At 38.7% G+C, this 6,404-nt stretch carries 3 protein-coding genes; all 3 read left to right on the top strand.

The window, feature by feature from the left end:
* A partial coding sequence (locus DFQ05_RS03020; RefSeq protein ID WP_158281888.1) for an HYR-like domain-containing protein occupies positions 1–3,385 on the top strand: 3,385 nt, incomplete at its 5' end.
* A 27-nt stretch (positions 3,386–3,412) separates the two neighbouring features.
* Entirely contained in the window at positions 3,413–4,357 is a 945-nt protein-coding gene (locus DFQ05_RS03015; protein WP_132703442.1) for a PorP/SprF family type IX secretion system membrane protein, read from the top strand.
* A gap of 14 nt (positions 4,358–4,371) precedes the next feature.
* The gene (locus tag DFQ05_RS03010) at positions 4,372–6,291 is read left to right on the top strand and encodes an OmpA family protein (RefSeq protein ID WP_132703440.1); all 1,920 of its coding nucleotides are present in this window, start codon (positions 4,372–4,374) and stop codon (positions 6,289–6,291) included.
* Positions 6,292–6,404 lie beyond the last annotated feature (113 nt).

The raw sequence follows: 6,404 nt of genomic DNA, 5'->3' as shown, positions 1-6,404 counted from the left end.
TGAGGTAACCGATACTGCTGGTCTAACTGCAGAATGCTCTTTCAATGTTGTAGTAACGGATAATGAACCGCCTACTATCGATTGTCCTGCGGATATTGTCGTTAGCAATGACCTTGATAGTTGTGATGCTGTAGTGAATTGGATGGCGCCTACGGGCAATGATAACTGTCCTGGTTTTTCTGTCTCTAGTACACATAACCCTGGTGATACATTCCCTGTTGGTACAACGACGGTAACTTATACTGTAACGGACGCTGCAGGTACTTCGACCAACTGCTCATTTACTGTCACTATTAATGATGCACAATCGCCTTCAATTACATGTCCTTCTGATATTATTGATGTACCTACCGATGCTGGACAGTGTTCCGCTATCGTCATTTACGATACTCCTGTAAGTACTGATAATTGTTCTGGTACCGATACTATATTAATATCTGGAATTGCTTCAGGCAATGCGTTTCCATTAGGAACTACAACTAATGTTTTTGAAGTCGTAGATGGCGCTGGAAATGTATCAACATGTAGTTTTACGGTAACAGTTGTTGATAATGAAATTCCTATAATTGACGCTCCAATGTCTGCAAATATTGAAGCATGTTCAGTAATTGATGCATTACCAGATTATAGCGAAATTCCTGTCGACATAACTGGACAAGAAAGCGTTTATAATTTTTCAGTAATTGAAGCTTGTGATTTCACTGTGAGTTATCAAGATATTACTAATGGTAGTTGCCCTTGGGTGGTAACTCGAACCTTTACAGTTACAGATTCTTCTGGAAATACTTCTAACGATATTCAAGTAATAACAATTGATGATACAACATCTCCAACAATAGATACCCAAGCGACAAATATTTTTATTGAGTGTTCCGCCAACCAGACTCAAGGTCAAACTCTAGAAGAATGGTTAAATAATAATGGAAATGCTCAAGCTTCTGATAATTGTGGTTCTGTAACGTGGTCAAACGATTATAATCAGAATAACAATATTCAATGTGACCCTCAGATTGGAATTGATGTTACATTTACGGCGACTGATAGTTGTGGCAATACATCAACAACAACAGCGACATATTTTATTCAAGATACAACACCTCCAACCCTAAATGTGCCTTCAGATATTACAATAGAATGTAGTGAAGATGAATCAAGCCTTAATACAGGAATTGCAACTGGATTGGACGATTGTAGTGCTGTAACTATTACCGAATCTGATAGCGTTTCAGATGCTTGTGGTAATACAAAAACTATTACAAGAACATGGACTGCAACTGACGGATGTGGAAATGAAACAAATGGAACACAAATAATAACAGTCGTTGATACCACACCTCCTACAATTACTACCCAAGCATCTAATCTGACAGTTGAATGTGATGGTCAAGGAAATCTAAATGATTTAAATACATGGTTAAATAATCACGGTGGAGCTGATGCCTCAGACCTTTGTGGTGTTGTAACCTGGACGAATAATTTTGTTTCTTTAAGCGGTAATTGTGGACAAACTGGAAGTGCAGTTGTTGTATTTACAGCTACAGATGAATGTGATAATAGTATCTCAACTAGCGCCACATTTGAAATTGAAGATACAACTGCGCCTGTCCTTTCTGAACAAGGTCAAGATGCCAATGTAGAATGTCCTGAAGATTTAGTCTTCACTGCACCTACTGCTTCTGATTCTTGCTCGGCTGCAAATAGTGAACCGACCATTAGTTTCGTAGATTCTGAAGCTATTGATGATTGTGGATTACTTGCCGTAACTCGTACTTGGACAGCTACCGATTGTGCTGGTAACGTCAGTGCACCTGTGTCGCAAACTTTAACCTATATTGATACAACTGCACCTGTGCTTTCTGGACAAGGTCTAGATGCCAATGTAGAATGTCCTGAAGATTTAGTCTTCACTGCACCTACTGCTTCTGATTCTTGCTCGGCTGCAAATAGTGAACCGACCATTAGTTTCGTAGATTCTGAAGCTATTGATAATTGTGGATTACTTGCCGTAACTCGTACTTGGACAGCTACTGATTGTGCAGGTAACGTCAGTGCGCCTGTGTCGCAAACTTTAACCTATATTGATACAACTGCGCCTGTCCTTTCTGGACAAGGTCAAGATGCCAATGTAGAATGTCCTGAAGATTTAGTCTTCACTGCACCTACTGCTTCTGATTCTTGCTCGGCTGCAAATAGTGAACCAACCATTAGTTTCGTAGATTCTGAAGTCGCTGATAATTGTGGATTACTTGCCGTAACTCGTACTTGGACAGCTACTGATTGTGCAGGTAACGTCAGTGCGCCTGTTTCACAAACCTTAACGTATATTGATACAACTGCGCCTGTATTAACTATTCCTGCAGACGTAACCATAGAATGTACTGAAGACGAATCACCTAACACTAATGGTACAGCAACTGCGACTGATAGTTGTGATGATAACATAACTATTACCTTTAGTGACGTAATTAACGATGGAGATTGCGCAAACAACTATACTATAATTAGAACATGGACGGCTACGGATTGCACTGGAAATTCAGTGTCTCTAGACCAAACAATTTCTGTCGTAGACACTACTGCTCCTGTATTGATTACACCTAATTTTATTGAAAATATTTCGGTTGTGTGTGACGCTATTCCGGAAATTCCAGATTTAGAGTTCGAGGATAACTGCTCATCGGATGTTACTGTAGAATTTAATGAAGCAATTAACTTTGCTTCAAACAGTAATGACTATGTTATTATCAGAGATTGGACTGTTGATGATGGATGTGGTAACATCAGTATTTTCACTCAAACTATTAATGTGACTGCATTAACAATTAGTACTCTAGACGGTGATAGATGTATTGACGATGGTGAGATTGATTTATTTGATTTCTTACAAGGTGACGTTGATACTAGTGGAATTTGGTCAATTGTATTTGGCAATGGCATTACCCTTAACGGTAGCTTATTTAATCCTGAAAACGGTGCTGTTGTAGGTGAAACATACACCTTTAGATACTCTTTAGTAGGAACGTGTCCAAGCCAAACAGACGTAAATGTCTTTATAAATGACGATTGTGTGGTATTACCATGTGGTGCCGAAGATGTAAGAATATCTCAGACTATTACGGCAAATGGTGATGGCGTTAATGATTCTTTCCAAGTTGCGGGTATTGAACAATGTGGCTTTGTTATTGAAGTGCAAATCTTTAACAGATGGGGCGCTCTCGTTTACAAAAATAATAATTACCAAAACAATTGGAGTGGACAAGTGAATAATGCGTCTTTGGGTAGTGCAAATACTATCCCTACAGGAACATACTACTATGTTGTAACGCTAATAAACAGTGGACTAGAACCATTCGTTGGTCCATTATATGTAGTCACTGATAAGTAATTTTTTTAAAGTATAAAACTGAAACCTATGAAGTTAAATAAATTTTACGGCATTGTATTTATGTTACTGATAACATCAGTAGTCTTTGCTCAGCAGCTTCCGCAGTTTACACAGTATATGTTTAACACTATTTCTATAAATCCAGCCTATGCAGGGTCTAGAGAAACTTTAAGTGCTGTAGGACTACACAGAAGCCAATGGGTAGGGATAGAAGGTGCGCCCCAAACACAAACCCTATCTGTACACGCGCCGTTAAAAAATGAGAAAATCGGACTTGGAATCTCTGTGATTAATGACGAGCTTGGTTTTGAAAACTTTCAGTATGTCTATGGTGACTTTTCGTATACCATTAGAACTGGAACAAAGTCTAAATTAGCCTTTGGTCTTAAAGGCGGAGTTACCGCCTATAATCTAGATGGTGATTTTGTAGCCTCTGGTGCTCCTGATCCTGTTACCGGACAACCTGATAATCTCATTTTTGGATATGAAGACCGTCTCGATTTTAATGTCGGCGCTGGTCTTTACTGGCACAGCGACAGATGGTACGTAGGGCTCTCAGCGCCTAGAATACTTAATAATGAGTACACCGGAGAAGGCACTTTCGAAGCCCTTGAGCGCGTGAGCTATTACTTTACTGGCGGCTATGTCTTTGATTTATCTGATAATGTGAAGCTAAAACCTTCGGCTTTGTTAAAGGCTACTAATGGTGCGCCACTATCCTTCGATATATCGGCAAACTTCCTATTCAACGAAAAATTCTGGATTGGCGGAGGTTACCGTGTCAATGAGCAAACCAATGCACTGGGCGGAATTATAGATTTTCAAGTCTCTAAACAATTGAGAATCGGTTATGCGTACGAACAAGAACTAAACAATAGCGGACTTAGAGCTTTTAATAACGGTACTCACGAAGTACTACTAATGTTTGAAGTATTTAAAAGCCGTAGAATTAAATCTCCTAGGTACTTCTAAAAATGCAGTTTAATATGAAAACAAGACTTATCCTTATATTATTTACACTTTGTTTTTCTTCAAGCTTTGCTCAGTTGAAGTTAGCCGATAAATTCTTTAAAAGCTATAGCTACATTAAAGCTATTGAACTTTATAAAGAAGTCGTTAAAGATGGCGATAGCTCGTTGCGAGTACTTACTAGACTTGGAGACGCGTACTACAACAATACACAGACTGAAGAATCGGCTTTTTGGTACGGCCTAGCCGTTAATAAGTACGAAACTGAAATTGATTCGGAATACCTCTTTAAATACATCCAATCGCTCGTTAGTATTAAAGACTATCAAAAGGCTGAAACTTGGGTAGATAAACTTAGAGAAAAACAAAACAGTGATGTTGATGCCAAAAAATACATTCAAGACAATTTTGACATCTATAAAATCTCTGAACAAGTCGATGATAGACGTATTGTAAAACTTTACAACGTAGACTTTAATACAGACAAATCAGACTTTGGGTCTTTCATAAAAGACAATACCCTCTATTTTGCTTCTGCTAGAGATGCGTCTTCTAAACTCTACGACTGGAATAAAGAGCCATTCTTAGACATCTACCAAATCGAGGTAAACGATGCTACAGAAACACCTACATTTGGGGCCTCTAAAAAGGTACCTGGCGATAGAATTAACTCTAACTATCACGAGTCGTCCGTGGCTATTACTAGCGATGGAAAAACAATGTATTTCACTAGAGATAATCTTACCAAAAGAGACCGATTAGATTACGATAGAAAAGGAACAACACACCTAGAGCTCTTTAGAGCTACTCTAGACGAAGAAACCAACCAATGGACAGACCTTGAGTTACTACCCTTTAATCTAGAACGCTACTCCACCGCTCATCCTGCGCTAAGCCCTGATGAAAAGAAACTATACTTTGCGTCAGACCGTGAAGGTGGTTATGGCGAATCGGATTTGTATGTTGTAGACATCAATGACGACGGCTCCTTCTCCGAGCCTCGTAATCTAGGCTCTAAAATCAATACTGCTGGTCGGGATACATTTCCTTTTGTGGCAAAAGACAGTACACTCTACTACTCTACTGATGGATTTGTTAATTACGGACTCTTAGATATTTTTAAATCCGATATCATTAATGACCCTGATGCTGAAAGTGTAAATATTGGTGAACCGTTTAACTCTAGCTTTGATGACTTTGCCTATGTCTTTAATGCAGATACCCAACAAGGTTATCTCTCTTCTAATCGCGAAGGCGGAAAAGGTAGTGACGATATCTACACCTTTAATACCTATCTCTGTGAGCAAACCATTGAAGGGGTCGTTAGGGACGAACTTACTAACGAAATCATTCCGCAAGCTACTGTAAGACTCATTGATGAAAGCGGAAAGGTTATTGCCGAAAAGTTAACAGACGTTGATGGTAAATACCAATTCCCTAATCTGCTTTGCCAAAAACCATACACGGTTGTTGGCAGCAAAGACGATTACAAAGACGACCAGAAAACCGTAACCACTAGCGATGAGAAGGATAAAGTAAACATTGCTGATTTAGTGCTAACACCACTTATTCAAGACAATCAAATTGTTATTAACCCTATTTTCTTCGATTTTGATAAATGGAACATCAGAACTGATGCACAGTTTGAATTAGAAAATATTGTCGATGTTATGCGTAAGCATCCTACAATGGTGATTAAAATAGAATCACATACCGATAGCCGTGGTGGTGAGCGTTACAACATGCGCTTATCGGACAGACGTGCTAAATCAACTAGAGATTACATCATATCGCGTGGTATCGATGCCAGCCGTATAGAAAGCGCTATAGGCTATGGAGAATCGCAACTCCTTAACAGATGCTCTAACGGCGTTAAATGCTCTAAAGAAGAACACCAAGTTAATAGACGTTCGTACTTCTATATTCTGAAAGAATAAACAACAGATATTTTTATACTTTAAAAGCTCAGTTTAATGCTGAGCTTTTTTTATGATTTAAATTGGTCAATTGTAAGCCTTATAGAATTAATTTATTAAGTAGAGAACAAATT

Source organism: Winogradskyella wandonensis, assembly GCF_004346845.1.
In the GTDB taxonomy this organism is placed as follows: Bacteria; Bacteroidota; Bacteroidia; order Flavobacteriales; family Flavobacteriaceae; genus Winogradskyella; species Winogradskyella wandonensis.
This window is presented reverse-complemented; position numbering and strand designations above follow the sequence as displayed.